Genomic DNA, 17180 nt, shown 5'->3' with positions numbered 1-17180 from the left:
AGCATAGCTAAGGCGATGGAAGGCGTGACGCCGTGCGGATACCAGAGCCGCCCTCGCTACGAATATCGTGACGCAACCGTGTCTGGCACGCCTTGGAGGCTTTGCGGACAGGAAGAGGCGACCGATATGTTCAAGCGCGAACCTCGCTTTGAATATCGTGCGATCTACGACGCCGACACAGTCCTCGATCTCGCCCGCCAGGCAGAGGCGATGAAGCGGGAGATGGCGAAGAAGGACGCGAGGATCGCGGCGCTGGAGAAGGTGCTGGCCGGCGATCACGAGATCAAGCCGCTCTCCGAAGACCGTCTGGAAGAAATCCTCGAATTCGAAGAGCGCTTCAAAATGTGCGGTGGTGCCGGCGATACGGCTTCGCTCGACTGGTCAACCCAACGCGCGCTGATCGACGAGGCGGTACTGGCCTCCCGCGCCCGCGCCCTTATTGGAGGCGGCAATGCAGAAGACTGAGCGAGTAACCGACGAGATGGTCGAGGGCGTGCGCATCGAGAGGATACCGACCCTCGAAGAGGCCATGATAGCAGCCGCTCGCATCGCATCTCGTGGACCGAATGGAGAAATTCCGGTTCTGGTCCTTCGGGCTGAGAATATCCGAGAGAAGGCCATAGAGGACGTTCTGTCCGCGCTGACTGCTCACGAACTTTACCGCTACAGGCCAAAAGCCTTTCACGGCTTCATCGAATACGCTCGGACAACCTTGACAAGCGACGAGGAAGCAAGCGTGTGGCGCTCCGCCCTTGTCGATGTCCCGGCGGTAGCGAGCGAGCCGGTGGCGTGGATTTCTGAGCATGAACTGGCAAAATTGAAGGTGCGTCAGTCGGCTACGGTCATGCCGTCTCAGGATCGCGATGATTTTCAGCGCCCGCTCGTTTTCGGAGACGCCTCTTCACGAGCCCACCCTCCCCGCTCTTCGCTCATCCAATCCGAAGAGGGCGAAGAGGTCGGGCAAGCCATGTGTCGCTTGCTCCAGCAGGTAAACCGTGTGCCGACGAAGGATGTTTCACAGCGGGACCGGGACATCAAGACGCTGATTTCCGCCCTCTCCACCCGTAAAGGCTCAGCCGATGGCTCCGCCAGTGGCACGAAGGGGGTCGAGTGATGGAGCCACGACGCCTTCTCATCAGCTTTTCCGGCGGCGAGACCTCGGCGCTGATGACCAAACTCATCCATGAGCGTTGGAGCAACCAGTACGACGAGATCGTCACCGTCTTCGCCAACACCGGCTTGGAAAACGAAGAGACGCTATCCTTCGTTCAGCAATGCGACAGTGCCTGGGGATGGAATGTTATCTGGGTGGAAGCCGTCACGGATCCGCGCCACGGGAAGGGTGTGACGGCCCGCGTCGTCAACTTCGATACTGCCTGCCGGGATGGGTCGGTCTTCGAGGCAATGATCGCGAAGCACGGCATTCCTGGTCCCGGCTTCATCCACTGCACCCGCGAACTCAAAGAGCGGGCAATTACCGCCTATGTCCGCACTCTTGGATGGTCGGCCGGGAGCTATGACACGGCGATTGGCATTCGGTCTGATGAAGGGGATCGAATGAACCCGAGCGCACGCGCCAAGCGTATCGTTTACCCTATGGTTGCCCCGTGGCCGCACCGCAAGGCCGATGTGAACGGCGCTTGGGATCGGCAATCATTCAGGCTCAAGCTCAAGGGCTACCAGGGCAATTGCCGCACGTGCTGGAAAAAGTCGCTGCGCAAGCACCTGACCATCATGGCGGAGACCCCAGACGCTTACGATTTCTTCGAGCGCATGGAGGCTACCTATCCGATGGCAGGCGCCAATCCGCGCAACGAGCCAAAACGGTTCTTCCGCGACCGCCTGACCGTTGCCGATATTCGCCGGCTTGCCGCCGAAGGCAACTTCGAGCCGGCTGAAGACGACGCGCGTGTCTACCAGATCGACCTTTTCCATGGCCTTGAACTCGACGTTGGGGGCGGGTGCGAGGAAAGCTGCGAGGTGACCTTCGATGATGCTGCCTGACCTCAGAACTGCGCGTACCGTTCGCGTCGATATCTTCATTGCTGGCGACCACCAGCAAGCTAAGCAGGTCTGCCGGGAATGGTGCATGGAGAACGGCGCCTGCGTCACCGTCGAGCCGGTAGATTACATCTACACGGGCGGCGAGGAGGCCGGCGTGCGTGTCGGCTTCATCAACTATCCGCGCTTCCCGGCCAGCGAGGCATACATCACGGGCCGCGCCGAGAACCTCGCCGCGCGCCTGATGCTCCGGCTCTGCCAGCATTCCTATTCGATCGTCGGCCCGGAAGAGACCACCTGGTACTCACGGCGGCCCGAGGACGCCCTCAGTGCTTCCGGAGGCGGAGAATGAAAACTCATGTCCTCAAATGCTGGACCGAGCAGTTCCGTGACGTCCAGGATAAGCGGAAGACCTTCGAGTTTCGCCGGAATGATCGGAACTTTGCCGTTGGTGACGTTCTTGATCTTCGCGATTTCTCGCCGGAAACGCAGCTATTCAGCGGCTCCAGCGAGCTACGCCGCATCACGCACATCCTGTCGGCGGGCTTCGGTTTGCCGGAAGGCTATGCCGTATTGAGCCTTGAGCCGGTGGAATGCTGCGGCAGGCCTGCCCATGACGGCGATCCCTGCGGCTACATTCTCGAATGCTGCGAGCGATACCGCGCGCCGATGGGGGACGGCACCCTGCTCGACGCCATCCAGCACGAAAGCTGGGACTTGCGCTGCTTCAACATCCCGACCGGCGGCGACGATTGCGACATCGGCTGGAGCGTGATCGGGCATTGGCAGGCCGAACCGCACGAGCGCGTCATCGCCGAGATCTATCACGACGACCCGCGCGCGGCGATCCGAGCCGCCATAGCTGCGTCTGGAAACGGGGGCGGCGAATGATCCCGTCCGCCTACTACAACGAGATCAACCCGTACGCCGCGCAGTGGCTGCGAAACCTTATTGCCGCCGGCCATATCGCGCCCGGTGACGTTGACGAACGGAGCATCGTGGATGTCCAGCCCGACGACCTCATCGGCTATACGCAATGCCATTTTTTCGCAGGCATCGGAGGATGGAGCCTCGCTGCAAGACTGGCAGGATGGCCCGACGACAGACCTCTTTGGACTGGTTCCTGCCCCTGCCAGCCGTTCTCTGTCGCAGGCAAGGGCGAAGGCAAGGAAGACGAACGCCACCTCTGGCCGGTCTTCTTTTCACTCATCCGTGCCAGAACGCCCGCTGTCGTCATGGGAGAGCAGGTTGCGGCTGCGGTTGGAAAGGATTGGCTCGACGGAGTGCATTCTGACCTGGAAGGAATCGACTACACCTGCGGGGCGGCCGTTGTCCCGGCTTGTGCCGTCGATGCGCCCCATAGAAGAGATCGACTTTGGTTTGTGGCCGACGCCACACACCAGCGCCTCAACCGGGGCGGGCCGGCAGGGCCGGGCCGGAGGAATGAACATTCAAACCGCAGTGGCGTCGATGTGGCCGACCCCCACATTGCCGAGCGGCGGGCAAACCGTACCGCATGGAACGTCGATGACGGGCAAGAAACCGGATGGGACCAAGGCGCAAGTTACGCTGCGGCTGGTAGCCGATGGCTTGTCGGACCAGACGGCAAAGCCAGGCGCTTTGAACCCGGAATTCGTCTGCTGGCTCATGGGGTTCCCGCCCGAGTGGGAAAGCTGCGCGCCTACGGCAATGCCATCGTCCCGCAAGTCGCGGCCGAAGTGATCGGCGCATATCTCGACACGATCGACGAGCGGGATTGCCCGGCCTGCGGCGGCACTGGCCGCATGGGTCCGTTCTTCCCCGGCGGTCTCTCGACCGTCTGCGGCAACTGCACCCCCATAACTGCAACTGGAGCCTCTGCCCTCCGCAATATGGGAGGCGGCGACAAACCGGATGGCCGTGATAACGTATCGGGGCAACCGCACGGAGATAGCCATGACAGTGCATTTCAACCCGCCGAGCGAACCGTCCAAGAACCCGCTACAGATGGCGATCGAAGCTCTGAAGGCGCAGGGCAAGCACGTCGCTCCAGCGGACATTCCCGGCCTCTTCTGGGTGAACGGGCAAGAGCTGACGATCAATCAGGTGATTCAGGTTTCGGGGATCCGCTGACCGCCGGCCGCGACGCTCTGGAGAAGGAGCGCGGCGATGGGTGAAGCCACGATGCCATATTGGCCGGCGGCGATGGACCTGAAAACAGCCGCTGCATATTGCGGCTGCTGCCCTGAGACGTTCAAGAAGGTGTGCCCGGTCAAGCCTCTCCGCTACACAGAATCCACAAGGGGGGAGCGATATCTTCGCCAGCGCCTTGACGAATGGCTGTCTTCCATCGACCCTAACAGACAAAGCGCTCCGAAAAGACGACTGGTGGATTATCTGAATGGTGGTGAAGGTGAAGCTCGCCGGGCTTAACATCGTCTGCGCCCGAGGTAAGTGGTACGTCTACGACAGAGAGACTAAACAAAAGCTGCTAGGCGGGTTCGAGGGGTCACGTACGGACCTTATGAAGAAGCTCGACCGCGATCCTGCGTTCATGGCTGCCTACAACGCGCCTCGCCTTCGAGCGGGGCGCAAATACGTTCCAGGATCGCTTGGCGAGCTAATCTTCTGGTTTGAGACGGAATGCCCAAAATATAAGACTTTGGCCGAGGCGACGCAGAAGAGCTATTCGAGAGCATTTGCCTACCTGAAGAAAGCATATGACGCTCCGCTTGAGGACATTACCCAGGCCGACATTTATGATCTTCGAGACGAATGCGCTTCAGCCAAATGGCCCCGATTCGCTGACCTGATGGTTTCAGCCCTCTCCTCAATGTTCTCTCAGGCCGTGAAGCGTCGGAAGATGACGCATAACCCTGCCATGGGTCTCGATAAGGCCAACAAGACCAACAAGAACGCCAATAGGGAGTGGACTGCGCAGGAAGTGGAAACCGCCCTCTCTGAGGCGCCAAAGCACATAGCGACGGTGCTCTATCTGGCGCGATACGCCGGGTTTCGCGGGCAGACCATCCACAAGCTCGGATGGCGGGAATATCAAGTCGATCCGTCCTTCGGCATGTGCTTCCGGACCGTCACGAAAAAGAATGGGGAGATTTTGTGGGTGCCGGCTGCGATCGAGCTGCAAAACTGGCTCGGCTCTTTAGATATTACGTCCTTGCGGATAGTCACGCGATCCGATGGGACACTATGGCCGACCGAGGTTCATATGCAGACCGATGTCAGCCATTTCCTACGAGACCTTGAGCGGGCTGGGAAGATTGGTTCCGGGACGACACTTCATGGGCTTAGGGTAACCTATGCGGCAGACCTCAGACGGAGGGGAGCCGATACCGGCCAAGTGGCAGCGGCACTGGGCGATAAGTCGGAAAGGATGGGCGTCCACTACACCCGTCACGTCGAGAACGAAGCAAAGGTAACGCAGGCCTTCAACCGCAAGCGCTTGTCGCAGGAGGAACAGTAGCCGAACAACGTTTTGCAAAACCAAGGAAATGTTTTGCAAAACACGACCTTGACGAAACGACTTAAGTATCTGAAAAGAAACGCAAGCGGGCGTGGCGAAACTGGTAGACGCAAGAGACTTAAAATCTCTCGGCCTTGGCTGTGCGGGTTCGATCCCCGCCGCCCGCACCACCTTCCAGAAAATTCTGGACAATAAAAAGGGCGCGGCCCCTGACGCTGGCCGCACCCTCTTTTTCAGCGACGCTTCAGGAGAACGTCAGGCCGAAAGCTTTGCCGCGATCTTGGCGACATGCGCGCCCTGGAAGCGGGCGGCGTCGAGTTCGACCTGCGAAGGCTGGCGCGAGCCGTCGCCGTCGGTGATCGTCGAGGCGCCGTAGGGCGAGCCGCCCTTGATTTCGTCCACGCCCATCTGGCCCTGGAAGGCATAGGGCAGGCCCGCGACGACGAGGCCGTGGTGCAGCAGGGTCGGGATGAAGCCGAGGATGGTCGATTCCTGGCCGCCATGCTGGGTGGCGGACGACGTGAAGACCGAGCCGACCTTGCCGACCAGCTTGCTGGCCGCCCACAGGCCACCCGTCTGATCCCAGAAATTGCGCATCTGCGAGGCGACCGTGCCGAAGCGCGTGCCGGCGCCGACGATGATGGCGTCGTAATCGGCGAGTTCGTCCACCTTGGCGATCTCGGCCTTCTGGTCCATCTTGTAATAGGAAGCCTTGGCGACCTCTTCCGATACCAGTTCCGGAACGCGCTTGACGGTCACGTCGGCACCGGCAGACTTCGCGCCTTCGGCGACTGCATAGGCCATCGCTTCGATATGGCCGTAGGCCGAATAATAGAGAACCAGTACTTTCGCCATCGTCGTCTCCTGTTCGAAAAGGCTTTCCGCTTGATCGCGGCGTGGGCTTGGATGTAGCACTTTGGGGGAGCGGCGTCAGAAGCTGCCCGGTCGACAGACTGTTCACCCGCCATTGACAATGCCTTCCCGATCGGTCGGCATTCCCGTACGAGATCCAGGAAGCGCCCATGAGTTCCACCGAGATCGCCACCGCCGCCATGCTCGCCATCGGCGATGAACTCCTCTCCGGGCGCACCAAGGACAAGAATATCGGCCAGCTCGCCGACATGCTTTTCCTCGCCGGCATCGACCTCAAAGAGGTGCGCATCGTCGGCGACGAGGAAGACGATATTGTCGCGGCGCTGAATGCGCTGCGCGCCCGCTACACCTATGTCTTCACATCCGGCGGCATCGGCCCGACGCACGACGACATCACGGCGGATGCACTCTCGAAGGCCTTCGGCGTGCCCTGCCTGCACGATCCCCTCGCCATGCAGCTGCTCGGCGCGATGTATGAGAGACGCGGTGTCGAGTTCAATGAGGCTCGCCAGCGCATGGCGCGTATGCCTCAGGGAGCGGAGCATATCGAAAACGCCGTTTCCACGGCACCGGGCTTCCATATCGGCAATGTCTATGTGATGGCCGGCGTGCCGCAGGTCTTTACCGCCATGCTCGGCAATGTCGTGCCCAGGCTCGAAGGCGGCAAGCCGATGCTCTCGCGTTCCGTCGCCTCGCCCTTCGGCGAAGGCGATATCGGCAGCGCGCTCGCGGCAATCCAAAAGAACCATCCGGAAACCAGCATCGGCTCCTATCCGCGCTTTTCGGAAAACCGCTTCTCGACGGAAATCGTCATCCGCAGTCGGACAGAAGCACCGGCGGAAGCGGCCGAACGTGATATCATGGCGATGATCGCCGAAATCGCGGCGGCCAAGGCCGCGTCTTGATCCTGATCAAGGTTTTCCGGTCTCGGCGAGGGGATGCTGACGCAGAACCAGACAGGAGGCCGCAATGACCTACAAGACCATCGTGGCGGTGCTGAGCGCCGCCGAGGACGCCGGAAAAGTCACGGATCACGCGCTGGCGCTGGCGCGCCGCACCGGTGGGCATGTCATCGGCATCCACGCGGAAGCGCCCGTCGTCGTGACGCTGATCGCACCGATGGAATATCCCGATCCGAACGCCGTCCTCCAGCTTCAGGAGCGCGCCCGCGAACAATCCCGCGCCGTCGAGCAGGCATTTCGCGCACGCTGCGAACGTGATGACATCTCCTACGAATGGCGGCTTTTTACAGGCTCTGCCGGCTATGCCTCGGCCGGTGTCATCGACAGCGCGCGTGCCGCCGACATCGTGCTTGCCGGCCAGTTCGATCCCGATCTGGACGGCCCGGCACGCGAGGATATCGAGGACCTGCTCTATGAGAGCGGCCGCCCCGTCTATCTCGTCTCCAATGCGCCGGCCGGTCCCGAGCCGATCGACCGCGTGCTGCTCGCGTGGAACGGCTCGCGCGAGGCGACCCGCGCCGCCTTCGACGCCCTGCCCTTCCTGACGGCGGCCAAGGAGGTCGAGATCTTCACCATCGATCCACCCGACAACAGCATGCAGTCGGCCGACTATTGCGGGGCGGAACTTGCGACCACCCTTGCCCGCCATGGCGTGAAAATTTCCGTCGCATCGGGCTCGTCGGCCCATCATTCGGTCGCCGAAACGCTCAACCGCCGGGCCACGGAAATCGACGCCGGCCTCATCGTCATGGGCGCCTACAGCCATTCACGGCTGCGCCAGCGCCTGTTCGGCGGCGTGACCAGCGCCATGATGCGCGGCGCGCGCGTGCCGGTTCTGATGTCTCGATAGGCGGACTTGCCTGTGGATCGCCCGGTTTGCATGACCGGGCGATCATTTTCTTGACCGGCGAAGTGGATTAGAAAGAAGGAATCTTCTTTTTCCGCCTAGCAGGAGTCCCGTCATGTCGCTGCCCGACAAAGCCTTTCCCGTATCCTGGGACCAGTTCCACCGCGACGCGCGCGCGCTTGCCTGGCGGCTGGCGGATGGCGACCGTGAATGGAAGGCGATCGTCTGCATCACCCGCGGCGGTCTCGTGCCGGCCGCCGTCATTTCGCGCGAACTGAACATCCGCCTCATCGAGACGGTGTGCGTCGCCTCCTACCACGACTATGTCTCGCAGGGCGACATGCATGTCCTCAAGGGCATCGCACCCGAACTGACCCAGCACGGTGGCGAAGGCATTCTCATCGTCGACGACCTGACCGACACCGGCAAGACCGCCGCCCAGGTGCGCGCCATGTTGCCAAAGGCGCATTTCGCCGCCGTCTATGCCAAGCCGAAGGGACGACCGCTGGTCGATACCTTCGTCACCGAGGTCAGCCAGGACACCTGGATCTACTTCCCCTGGGACATGGGCTTCACCTATCAGGAGCCGATCGCCAAGGGCACGCGCGGCTGACGTGCCGGAAGGCTGCGGCAAACCGATCGAGAGTTGCGCCGCAACACGTTGATTTGACGAATTTCCATAAAAAGCCGGCGGAGGGTGTGCATCACTTCGCCGGCTTAATCTTTCCGCAATGCCTGCAAAAGATAGTTCTTATGTTCGCCGATCGGATCGGCGATGGGAGGCGCGGAACACTCATGCCCTATCGATGGCCGGCAATGGCGGCGGCCTGTGCCATAGCCCTGCTCCCGGCAGGGCCAGCCGGTGCACAGCAGGATATCCGCATTACCGCCGTCGCCGACTATGTCGAGGCCAATATACGCCCCTGGCTGAGCGAGCCCGCCATCATCAATGCCGTCATCGCCCAGAATGCGGTGCACGCCCGTCTGAACCAGGCGCAAATCCAGAATCTCGACGCACGCTGGCGCACCGAACTCCTGAGCGCCAAGCGGCCGCTGATCGATACGACGCTGTCCAACCCGCTGTCGCTCTATCTGAAAGGCCAGCAGCGCGCGGCCGAGGGCCTGATCACCGAAATCTTCGTCATGGACAATCGCGGCCTCAATGTCGGCCAAAGCGACATCACCTCCGACTACTGGCAGGGCGACGAGGCCAAATGGCTGAAGAGTTTTGGCGCCGGCCTGGTGCATATCGAGGAGGCGGAGCGGGATGAATCGACCCAGCTCATGCAGTCGCAGGCGAGCCTTCCCATCCGCGACCCGAAGACCGGCGAAATCATCGGTGCCATCACCGTGGGCGTCAATCTGGACGCGCTCTGACGCCACGGGCGAGAATCACTTTATCCACGGATCACAAGTCCCCTTCCATGGCTATTGCTTGAAGTCGGGGGGTGAAAAAAACCCGCATTTTTACCTGTGATTTTTTTCGCTTTTCCACAGCGCTGCGTCTCGCCACCTCACCTTTCGCCCGGAAGCCGCTGATTTTTCAGGCATCCGGCACTGTCCCCATTTTCCACAGGCAGCAGGCACAAGATATAGGGTTCAAACTTCGTTCACAAACCAGCCCTTGACGGGAATCGGGGTGATGAGGTTAATGAAAACCTAGTTGCGGCGGCGACTGAACCGTGTAGTTACGAGGTCGGTTCTCATCACGAAATCGCGTTCCCATGCGCATGTGGCCGGGTGGATGATCCGCTCGCTGCACGAGGGTGTTTGCGCATGATTTCCTGAAGCGTCATCGCAATTGGTGGGACTGGAAAAAAGAAGCTGTTGATACTATATTTAGTGTTTGCAGCTAAACTCAGCACAAGATACAGGATCCCGAAATCAATCGGGCTTCCCGCACGGACTGAAGATTTGGGCTGGCTGCAAGGCATTGCGGCCGGACGGGGATAATTGCGCCCTGTTTTGAAGGCAGGATGCGGCACAGAGGACAACGGACATGCGCATAGAACGTCGTTTCACCAAACCCGGCCAGTCGGCCTATGCGGAGATCGAATTCCGCAAGGCGACCAGCGAGATCAAGAACCCGGATGGCTCCATCGTCTTCCGCTTGGCCGATATCGACGTGCCCGCGCAGTTCTCCCAGGTCGCCGCCGACATCCTCGCGCAGAAGTACTTCCGCAAGGCCGGCGTGCCCGCGCGCCTGAAGAAGGTCGAGGAGAACGACGTTCCCTCTTTCCTGTGGCGCTCCGTGCCCGACACCGATGCCCTGGCGAAGCTCCCCGAGGGTGAGCGTTTCGGCTCGGAAACCGACGCCCGCCAGGTTTTCGACCGCCTCGCCGGCACCTGGACCTACTGGGGCTGGAAGGGCAAGTATTTCGCATCGGAAGAAGACGCTGCTGCCTTCAAGGACGAGCTTGCCTATATGCTCGCCACCCAGCGCGTCGCCCCGAATAGCCCGCAGTGGTTCAACACGGGCCTGCACTGGGCCTATGGCATCGACGGCCCCGGCCAGGGCCATTTCTATGTCGACCCCTTCACCGGCAAGCTGACCAAGTCCAAGTCGTCCTACGAACATCCCCAGCCGCATGCCTGCTTCATCCAGTCGGTCGAAGACGATCTCGTCAACGAGAACGGCATCATGGACCTGTGGGTGCGTGAAGCCCGCCTCTTCAAGTACGGCTCCGGCACCGGCTCCAACTTCTCGCATCTGCGCGGCGAAGGCGAAAAGCTTTCGGGCGGCGGCCGCTCGTCCGGCCTGATGAGCTTCCTCAAGATCGGCGACCGCGCAGCCGGCGCCATCAAGTCGGGCGGCACGACGCGCCGTGCGGCCAAGATGGTCGTGGTCGATATCGACCATCCGGATATCGAGGCCTACATCAACTGGAAGGTCAAGGAAGAGCAGAAGGTGGCGGCCCTCGTCACCGGTTCGAAGATCGTTGCCGGCCACCTCAAGGCCATCATGAAGGCCTGCGTCAATTGCTCGGCCGAAGGCGACCGTTGCTATGACCCGGCGGAAAACCCGGCCCTCAAGCGCGAGATCCGCGCTGCCAAGAAGAGCCAGGTTCCGGAAAACTACATCAAGCGCGTCATCCAGTTCGCCAAGCAGGGCTACAAGGACCTCGAGTTCAAGACCTACGACACCGACTGGGATTCGGAAGCCTACCTCACCGTCTCCGGCCAGAACTCCAACAACTCCGTCTCGCTGAAGGACGACTTCCTCCGCGCCGTCGAGAACGACGGCGACTGGAACCTGACCGCCCGCAAGGACGGCAAGGTCATGAAGACGCTGAAGGCCCGCGACCTCTGGGAGCAGATCTCCTACGCCGCCTGGGCATCGGCCGATCCGGGCCTGCACTTCAACACGACGATGAACGACTGGCACACCTCGCCGGCCGAAGGCCCGATCCGCGCGTCCAACCCGTGCTCGGAATACATGTTCCTCGACGACACGGCCTGCAACCTCGCGTCGCTGAACCTGCTTCAGTTCAAGGATGCGGCCACGAAGAACATCAACATCGCCGACTACGAACATGCCGTGCGCCTGTGGACCGTCGTGCTCGAAGTCTCCGTAATGATGGCGCAGTTCCCCTCGCGCCAGATCGCCGAACGCTCCTACGAATACCGCACGCTCGGCCTCGGCTACGCCAATATCGGCGGCCTGCTGATGTCCTCGGGCATCCCGTACGACTCGACGGAAGGCCGCGCCATCGCCGGTGCGCTGACCGCGATCATGACGGGCGTCTCCTATGCGACCTCGGCCGAAATGGCGAGCGAGCTCGGCCCGTTCCCGAACTTCGCGCCGAACCGCGACAACATGCTGCGCGTCATGCGCAACCATCGCCGCGCAGCTTACGGTGAGACCACCGGCTATGAGGCCCTCTCGGTCAACCCGGTCGCCCTCATCCATGACGAGTGCCCGGACCAGACGCTGATCGTCCATGCCAAGGCTGCCTGGGACAAAGCCGTCGCTCTCGGCGAAAAGCATGGTTACCGCAACGCCCAGACGACCGTGATTGCGCCGACCGGCACGATCGGCCTCGTCATGGACTGCGATACGACCGGCATCGAACCCGACTTCGCGCTCGTCAAGTTCAAGAAGCTCGCCGGCGGCGGCTACTTCAAGATCATCAACCGCGCCGTGCCGGAAGCGCTGCGCACGCTCGGCTACTCGGAAAGCCAGATCGCCGAGATCGAGGCCTATGCCGTCGGTCATGGCAACTTCAACCAGGCGCCGGCCGTCAACCCCGGCTCGCTGAAGGCAAAGGGTTTCCCGGACGACAAGATCAAACCCGTCAATGCCGGCCTGAAGTCCGCCTTCGACATCAAGTTCGCCTTCAACCAGTGGACGCTCGGCGCCGACTTCCTGAAGGACGTGCTGAAGGTTTCGGACGCCCAGCTCTCCGACATGTCCTTCAACCTGCTGGAGCATATCGGCTTCACGAAGAAGGAAATCGAAGCCGCCAACATCCATGTCTGCGGTGCGATGACGCTGGAAGGCGCGCCCTTCCTCAAGGCCGAACACCTCGCCGTGTTCGATTGCGCCAATCCCTGCGGCAAGATCGGCAAGCGTTACCTCTCGGTCGAAAGCCACATCCGCATGATGGCGGCCGCCCAGCCGTTCATCTCGGGCGCCATTTCCAAGACGATCAACATGCCGAACGAGGCGACCGTCGAGGATTGCAAGAACGCCTACATGCTCTCCTGGAAGCTCGCGCTGAAGGCCAACGCCCTCTACCGCGACGGTTCGAAGCTCTCCCAGCCGCTCAACGCCTCGCTGATCGAGGACGAAGAGGACGAGGACGATGCAATCGAAGCGCTGGTCGCAGCCCCCGCTGCCGCCCAGGCCGTCACGGTCACTGAAAAGATCGTCGAGCGCATCATCGAACGCGTCGTTCGCGACCGTGAAAAACTGCCGAACCGCCGCCAAGGTTACACCCAGAAGGCTGTCGTCGGTGGTCACAAAGTGTATCTGCGCACCGGCGAATTCGGTGATGGCCGCCTCGGCGAAATCTTCATCGACATGCACAAGGAAGGTGCTGCCTTCCGTGCGATGATGAACAACTTCGCCATCGCCATCTCGCTGGGTCTGCAGTACGGCGTGCCGCTCGAAGAATATGTGGAGGCCTTCACCTTCACCAAGTTCGAGCCGGCCGGCATGGTTCAGGGCAACGACGCGATCAAGAATGCCACGTCGATCCTCGACTACGTCTTCCGCGAACTGGCCGTCTCCTATCTCGGCCGCCATGACCTCGCGCATGTCGACCAGTCGGACTTCTCCAACACCGCGCTCGGCAAGGGCATCCAGGAAGGCAAGACCAACCCGTTCTCGACCGGCTGGACGCGCGGCCACAAGCCGACGCTCATCCAGGGCGGCCAGACCGAGCGTCAACTCTCCGAGCCGAAGGGTGCAGCCACCGCCGCTCCCGCCAAGGCAGCCTCGACGGGTAACGTGACGGCCTTCGCCGGCAACGCCGCCCGCAAGCTGGAGCCGACGGTCGCCGCCAGCACCCACGAGATCGTCGCCTTCAAGCGCGATTACGAGGAGCGCGCCGCCGAACTCGCCGAGGAAATGGCCGACGACGCTGCCGAGGAAGCCGAAGAACAGGGCATCACCGCCCTCTTCTCCGACAAGGCCGCCGCCGAAGCCGCCACCGCCAAGGCCGACGCCAAGAAGCTGGAAAACGAACGCCGCATGCGCTCCATCGCGCAGGGCTACACGGGCAACATGTGCTCGGAGTGCCAGAACTTCACGATGGTCCGCAACGGCACCTGCGAGAAGTGCGACACCTGCGGCGCCACGAGCGGGTGCAGCTAATATCTAGAAGCGACCGAAGCTTCAACGAATACCCCGGCATTCGCCGGGGTATTTTTTTGCGATTTTCTTGTTCGTCAAAAAATGCCGAAATTCAATCATTAGGTGTATCCGGTGCATTTCAAATAAGTCAAAATCAGGGGTATTTTCGAAGAACATACAACCGCACGCCCGCCCCCTCAAATATCAACCACTTACCATTGCGAATGCCTTGACACCTTCGTCCAATCAGTCAACCTTTTGCCACCATTGCGCGAATACTCGAAATGAGAGGGGGCACCATATGTCCGGGACAAAGGGGCGTTTCGCGGAACGCATCAGAACGTTCAAAACCGCATTGGGTTGGCATTGGGAGCTTTACGACCAAATGGGCCGTGATCAGATCGGGCGGTCGATGTCGTCGTTTCCCAGCGAGCGCTTGTGTCTCGAAAATGCAGCACAACACGGGATACCGATCCCGCCTGAGGGGCTTCATCTCGATGAAGCGGCAATACGAGCCGACATCAAATTGATAGAGGCGAAGCATGCGGAAAGGCAGCGTTTATCGGCCGTCGGCTTTTCCGAAAGTGACGCCTCTTCTTTCAACCAAGAAGGCGGAGAGTGCGAGCAAAAAGCCTACGTCTACATTGTCTCCTCACCGCCTCGAAACGCCCTGATAGTCAAAGCGGATACCAACCTTCCTGATGTCATTCTCAAACGCCAAAGAAAGTCGACCGCCAGCGTCGCATCCGCGCGCCAAATGGAAACGATTGTCTGGATTGAAGAGCATGAGACACTCGACGATGCCATCATTCGCCAAAAAGCCATCCAGAAATGGCCGAGGCAACGGAAAATCGGCTTTATCGAGGCATTGAATCCTCGATGGGAGGGCGTATCGCATTTGATAAAGCAACCGTAGCCCACTTCCTTTGAGCGCTTGCACCATCGCACGTTTTGCAGAAGGCCTCTTGTCATTGCAGCGCGCAGACGCACAGGTTAAATGCATCCCTCCCGTTACGGGAATCGATCTGAACCGAATCCCGTGATGCAGAAGGAACAGTCGATGCTGACAGCACCGCGCCGCGGGCCGATTGCCATGGCTTACCGCGTCCTCGTCCTGCCGGGCGTCATCGCCTATCTCTTCGCCGTCAGCATCGTCGTGCTTGCCGCCGACCGGTTCTGGCTGGTCGATCTCCTCACTTTTGCCTGGCCCTATGTCGTGGCTGCCGGCTTGCTTCTGGCGGTTGCGGCTCTCTTCACGGGGCGGCTGAAGGCGATCGTGATTGCGCTTGTCGGCCTCGCCATCGCTCTCATCCCGGCCTTCGATGTGCCGACTGCTCGCCCCTCCGCGGCCGGCGGCGGCCTGAAGGTGCTGACCGCCAATCTCTTCGTCCAGAATCCGGAAGAGCCCGCCGTTTTCATCGACCTGCTGCGGCAGGAGAAACCCGATATCGTCGTCCTGCAGGAAGCCACGGGGCGCTGGGCGGCTGCCCTCTCCGCCGCGGGCCTCTTTCCCTATGAGAGCGGGGCAGAGGCCCTGTCGCGCGACAGTATCAAGGTCTATTCCACCCTGCCGATCCGCGCGGAAACCGAACTGAAACGTGCTTTCACCGAGCCGAAGGCCTACAAGCAGCCGCTACGGCTCGAGCTCGACATGCGCGGCAAACCGCTCTTCCTCTATGCCTTCCATCCGGAAACGCCGCGCCGGCTCTGGCAATGGCGCGACCGCAATGCCTATCTTTCGGCGGCGGCCGATGCCGTGAAGGGCGATCTCCAGCGCGCGCCCGTCATCGTCGCCGGCGATTGGAACACACCGACATGGTCGCCCTTCTATCGCGGCTTCCTGCGGCAGGCAGGCCTCGCCTCCACAGCCGGCGGCTGGCTGCAACCGGTCACGCGCTTCAGCCTGAAGCTCGATCGGCTCGCCTATATCGGCGCCACGATCGACCATGTCGCCGTTTCGCCGGATATTTCGGTGCGCAGCCATCGTGTCGGCCCGGCCTTCGGTTCGAACCATTTGCCCGTGATCGCCGAACTTGCCATGCCGGAAACCTGACCCTCGCCCTCCGGGAAAAACACCCTATCTTTCAGAGGACGCAACGCGGGAGAAGACGATGCCGACGGAAAAGAACAGCCCGAAAGCCTCGCTCGAAAAGGAGCGCGCCCAGCAGCAGGACAAGGCCGCCAAGGCGGAACAGGACGATTATCTTGAAGAGGCGCTGGAAGAGACCTTTCCGGCCAGCGACCCAATCGCGCCCGGCGAGGTGAAGAACCATGCCAAGTGAAGTGGTCACCGGCCAGATGGATATGACGACAGCATGAGCCCATCTTTCCTGTTCGATGGCCCTGAGGATGCGCCGGTCACCCTGCTGCTCGCCCATGGCAGCGGCGCGCCGATGGATTCGACGGCGATGAACGCGGCAACCGCAGCGTTCGCAACCGAAGGCCTGCGGATCGCCCGCTTCGAATTTTCCTACATGGCCGCGCGCCGCATCGACGGCAGCCGCAAGCCACCGCCGAGGGCCGAGACGCTGAACCCGGAATTCGTGGCCGCCGTCATAGCGCTCGGCGCTCGGGGACCGCTGGTGATCGGCGGCAAGTCGATGGGCGGGCGTGTCGCCAGCATGGTGGCGGATGGGCTGCATGCCGACGGCAAGGTCGCCGGCCTCCTCTGCCTCGGCTACCCCTTCCACCCGCCGGAGAAACCGGCACAGCTGCGCACCGCGCATCTGATGGACCTGAAAACACCGGCTCTGATCTGCCAGGGAACACGCGATCCTTTCGGCACGAAGGAGGAGGTGCCGGATTATGGTCTGCCGCAGCGCATCCGTATGCTCTGGCTTGAGGACGGCGATCACGACCTGAAACCGCGCAAAAGCGTTTCCGGCTTCTCCGCCGCCGACCACCTCGCCACCATGGCAAGGACGGTGAAGGCGTGGACGGAGACGCTGCGCTAGACTGCTGTTCCGCGCGGAACAGCGGGCATCGCCCCTTCATGCGAAAGTCCGGTTACTGGATGCAACGAGCCATCCGCAACCGAACCCGAAGGGATCAGACCATGCGCAACATCCTCCTCATCACTGCCATTGCCCTCGCATCGGTCGCCTCGTTCGCCGCCCCTTCGCAGGCCGGCTCCTACAGCTACGGCTACCAGCCGCATTGCTTCATCAAGAAGGTGAAGTCCTACGACTATTACGGCAACCTGATCATCAAACACGTCCGCGTCTGCCGCTGAGCGGAGCC

At 61.4% G+C, this 17180-nt stretch carries 19 protein-coding genes and 1 tRNA gene; 19 read left to right on the top strand and 1 reads right to left on the bottom strand.

Annotated elements, in window-relative coordinates; genetic code table 11:
* Nucleotides 1-15: 15 nt before the first annotated feature.
* From MUU55_RS10990 to MUU55_RS10950, 9 genes are all read left to right on the top strand, one after another.
* Complete coding sequence (locus MUU55_RS10990; protein WP_244760768.1) at nt 16-465, top strand: hypothetical protein; 450 nt, start codon at nt 16-18, stop codon at nt 463-465.
* Nucleotides 452-1114: a hypothetical protein gene (locus tag MUU55_RS10985; protein WP_244760767.1), complete on the top strand. Its 663-nt coding sequence runs from the start codon at nt 452-454 to the stop codon at nt 1112-1114. Before MUU55_RS10990 ends, MUU55_RS10985 begins: the two co-directional genes overlap by 14 nt.
* Nucleotides 1114-2004: a phosphoadenosine phosphosulfate reductase domain-containing protein gene (locus MUU55_RS10980; protein ID WP_244760766.1), complete on the top strand. Its 891-nt coding sequence runs from the start codon at nt 1114-1116 to the stop codon at nt 2002-2004. The genes MUU55_RS10985 and MUU55_RS10980 overlap by 1 nt, the downstream gene beginning before the upstream one ends.
* The gene (locus MUU55_RS10975) at nt 1991-2353 is read left to right on the top strand and encodes a hypothetical protein (RefSeq protein WP_244760765.1); all 363 of its coding nucleotides are present in this window, start codon (nt 1991-1993) and stop codon (nt 2351-2353) included. The genes MUU55_RS10980 and MUU55_RS10975 overlap by 14 nt, the downstream gene beginning before the upstream one ends.
* A complete protein-coding gene (locus tag MUU55_RS10970) occupies nt 2350-2892 on the top strand; it encodes a DUF3850 domain-containing protein (protein ID WP_244760764.1) in 543 nt (180 codons plus the stop codon). The genes MUU55_RS10975 and MUU55_RS10970 overlap by 4 nt, the downstream gene beginning before the upstream one ends.
* Nucleotides 2889-4157, top strand: a complete 1269-nt coding sequence (locus tag MUU55_RS10965; protein WP_244760763.1) for a DNA cytosine methyltransferase — start codon at nt 2889-2891, stop codon at nt 4155-4157. The genes MUU55_RS10970 and MUU55_RS10965 overlap by 4 nt, the downstream gene beginning before the upstream one ends.
* Nucleotides 4150-4413 (top strand): hypothetical protein, encoded by a 264-nt coding sequence (locus MUU55_RS10960; RefSeq protein WP_244760762.1) that lies wholly within the window; start codon nt 4150-4152, stop codon nt 4411-4413. The genes MUU55_RS10965 and MUU55_RS10960 overlap by 8 nt, the downstream gene beginning before the upstream one ends.
* Nucleotides 4382-5461, top strand: coding sequence for a tyrosine-type recombinase/integrase (locus MUU55_RS10955; protein WP_244760761.1), 1080 nt, complete (start codon nt 4382-4384; stop codon nt 5459-5461). Before MUU55_RS10960 ends, MUU55_RS10955 begins: the two co-directional genes overlap by 32 nt.
* Before the next feature lie 85 nt (nt 5462-5546).
* Nucleotides 5547-5631: transfer RNA gene (locus MUU55_RS10950), tRNA-Leu, on the top strand.
* Between the two features lie 85 nt (nt 5632-5716).
* Here the strand turns inward: MUU55_RS10950 and wrbA are convergent.
* Nucleotides 5717-6316 (bottom strand): NAD(P)H:quinone oxidoreductase type IV, encoded by a 600-nt coding sequence (gene wrbA, locus MUU55_RS10945; RefSeq protein ID WP_244760760.1) that lies wholly within the window; start codon nt 6314-6316, stop codon nt 5717-5719.
* Between the two features lie 167 nt (nt 6317-6483).
* On the opposite strand from wrbA, the gene MUU55_RS10940 reads away from it, so the two are divergent.
* The 10 genes from MUU55_RS10940 (at nt 6484) to MUU55_RS10895 (ending at nt 17172) form a co-directional block, all read left to right on the top strand.
* The gene (locus MUU55_RS10940) at nt 6484-7239 is read left to right on the top strand and encodes a competence/damage-inducible protein A (protein WP_244760759.1); all 756 of its coding nucleotides are present in this window, start codon (nt 6484-6486) and stop codon (nt 7237-7239) included.
* A gap of 64 nt (nt 7240-7303) precedes the next feature.
* Nucleotides 7304-8146, top strand: coding sequence for a universal stress protein (locus tag MUU55_RS10935; RefSeq protein ID WP_244760758.1), 843 nt, complete (start codon nt 7304-7306; stop codon nt 8144-8146).
* Nucleotides 8147-8258: 112 nt separating this feature from the next.
* Nucleotides 8259-8756 (top strand): xanthine phosphoribosyltransferase, encoded by a 498-nt coding sequence (gpt, locus tag MUU55_RS10930; RefSeq protein ID WP_244760757.1) that lies wholly within the window; start codon nt 8259-8261, stop codon nt 8754-8756.
* Between the two features lie 182 nt (nt 8757-8938).
* Nucleotides 8939-9520 (top strand): cache domain-containing protein, encoded by a 582-nt coding sequence (locus MUU55_RS10925; protein ID WP_244760756.1) that lies wholly within the window; start codon nt 8939-8941, stop codon nt 9518-9520.
* Nucleotides 9521-10142: 622 nt separating this feature from the next.
* Nucleotides 10143-13961, top strand: coding sequence for a vitamin B12-dependent ribonucleotide reductase (locus MUU55_RS10920; protein WP_244760755.1), 3819 nt, complete (start codon nt 10143-10145; stop codon nt 13959-13961).
* 280 nt (nt 13962-14241) lie between these two features.
* On the top strand, nt 14242-14856 hold the full coding sequence (locus MUU55_RS10915) for a GIY-YIG nuclease family protein (protein WP_244760754.1): 615 nt from the start codon (nt 14242-14244) through the stop codon (nt 14854-14856).
* A gap of 144 nt (nt 14857-15000) precedes the next feature.
* Nucleotides 15001-15993, top strand: coding sequence for an endonuclease/exonuclease/phosphatase family protein (locus MUU55_RS10910; RefSeq protein WP_244760753.1), 993 nt, complete (start codon nt 15001-15003; stop codon nt 15991-15993).
* Between the two features lie 58 nt (nt 15994-16051).
* Nucleotides 16052-16222, top strand: a complete 171-nt coding sequence (locus MUU55_RS10905; protein WP_244760752.1) for a hypothetical protein — start codon at nt 16052-16054, stop codon at nt 16220-16222.
* Between the two features lie 33 nt (nt 16223-16255).
* Nucleotides 16256-16894, top strand: coding sequence for an alpha/beta hydrolase family protein (locus MUU55_RS10900; RefSeq protein WP_244760751.1), 639 nt, complete (start codon nt 16256-16258; stop codon nt 16892-16894).
* A gap of 101 nt (nt 16895-16995) precedes the next feature.
* Nucleotides 16996-17172, top strand: coding sequence for a hypothetical protein (locus MUU55_RS10895; protein WP_244760750.1), 177 nt, complete (start codon nt 16996-16998; stop codon nt 17170-17172).
* The last annotated feature ends 8 nt before the right edge of the window (nt 17173-17180 follow it).

The sequence above is a fragment of the Shinella curvata genome (genome assembly GCF_022899935.1).
GTDB lineage: Bacteria > Pseudomonadota > Alphaproteobacteria > Rhizobiales > Rhizobiaceae > Shinella > Shinella curvata.
The sequence above is the reverse complement of the archived record's forward strand: the minus strand, read 5'-3'. Positions and strand labels throughout refer to the sequence as shown.

Excerpts from the sequence above, each read along its gene's own strand:
- MUU55_RS10990 (WP_244760768.1), top strand. The coding sequence starts at position 16 with ATGGAAGGCGTGACGCCGTGCGGATACCAGAGCCGCCCTCGCTACGAA.
- MUU55_RS10985 (WP_244760767.1), top strand. The coding sequence starts at position 452 with ATGCAGAAGACTGAGCGAGTAACCGACGAGATGGTCGAGGGCGTGCGC.
- MUU55_RS10980 (WP_244760766.1), top strand. The coding sequence starts at position 1,114 with ATGGAGCCACGACGCCTTCTCATCAGCTTTTCCGGCGGCGAGACCTCG.
- MUU55_RS10975 (WP_244760765.1), top strand. The coding sequence starts at position 1,991 with ATGATGCTGCCTGACCTCAGAACTGCGCGTACCGTTCGCGTCGATATC.
- MUU55_RS10970 (WP_244760764.1), top strand. The coding sequence starts at position 2,350 with ATGAAAACTCATGTCCTCAAATGCTGGACCGAGCAGTTCCGTGACGTC.
- MUU55_RS10965 (WP_244760763.1), top strand. The coding sequence starts at position 2,889 with ATGATCCCGTCCGCCTACTACAACGAGATCAACCCGTACGCCGCGCAG.
- MUU55_RS10960 (WP_244760762.1), top strand. The coding sequence starts at position 4,150 with ATGGGTGAAGCCACGATGCCATATTGGCCGGCGGCGATGGACCTGAAA.
- MUU55_RS10955 (WP_244760761.1), top strand. The coding sequence starts at position 4,382 with ATGGTGGTGAAGGTGAAGCTCGCCGGGCTTAACATCGTCTGCGCCCGA.
- wrbA (WP_244760760.1), bottom strand. The coding sequence starts at position 6,316 with ATGGCGAAAGTACTGGTTCTCTATTATTCGGCCTACGGCCATATCGAA.
- MUU55_RS10940 (WP_244760759.1), top strand. The coding sequence starts at position 6,484 with ATGAGTTCCACCGAGATCGCCACCGCCGCCATGCTCGCCATCGGCGAT.
- MUU55_RS10935 (WP_244760758.1), top strand. The coding sequence starts at position 7,304 with ATGACCTACAAGACCATCGTGGCGGTGCTGAGCGCCGCCGAGGACGCC.
- gpt (WP_244760757.1), top strand. The coding sequence starts at position 8,259 with ATGTCGCTGCCCGACAAAGCCTTTCCCGTATCCTGGGACCAGTTCCAC.
- MUU55_RS10925 (WP_244760756.1), top strand. The coding sequence starts at position 8,939 with ATGCCCTATCGATGGCCGGCAATGGCGGCGGCCTGTGCCATAGCCCTG.
- MUU55_RS10920 (WP_244760755.1), top strand. The coding sequence starts at position 10,143 with ATGCGCATAGAACGTCGTTTCACCAAACCCGGCCAGTCGGCCTATGCG.
- MUU55_RS10915 (WP_244760754.1), top strand. The coding sequence starts at position 14,242 with ATGTCCGGGACAAAGGGGCGTTTCGCGGAACGCATCAGAACGTTCAAA.
- MUU55_RS10910 (WP_244760753.1), top strand. The coding sequence starts at position 15,001 with ATGCTGACAGCACCGCGCCGCGGGCCGATTGCCATGGCTTACCGCGTC.
- MUU55_RS10905 (WP_244760752.1), top strand. The coding sequence starts at position 16,052 with ATGCCGACGGAAAAGAACAGCCCGAAAGCCTCGCTCGAAAAGGAGCGC.
- MUU55_RS10900 (WP_244760751.1), top strand. The coding sequence starts at position 16,256 with ATGAGCCCATCTTTCCTGTTCGATGGCCCTGAGGATGCGCCGGTCACC.
- MUU55_RS10895 (WP_244760750.1), top strand. The coding sequence starts at position 16,996 with ATGCGCAACATCCTCCTCATCACTGCCATTGCCCTCGCATCGGTCGCC.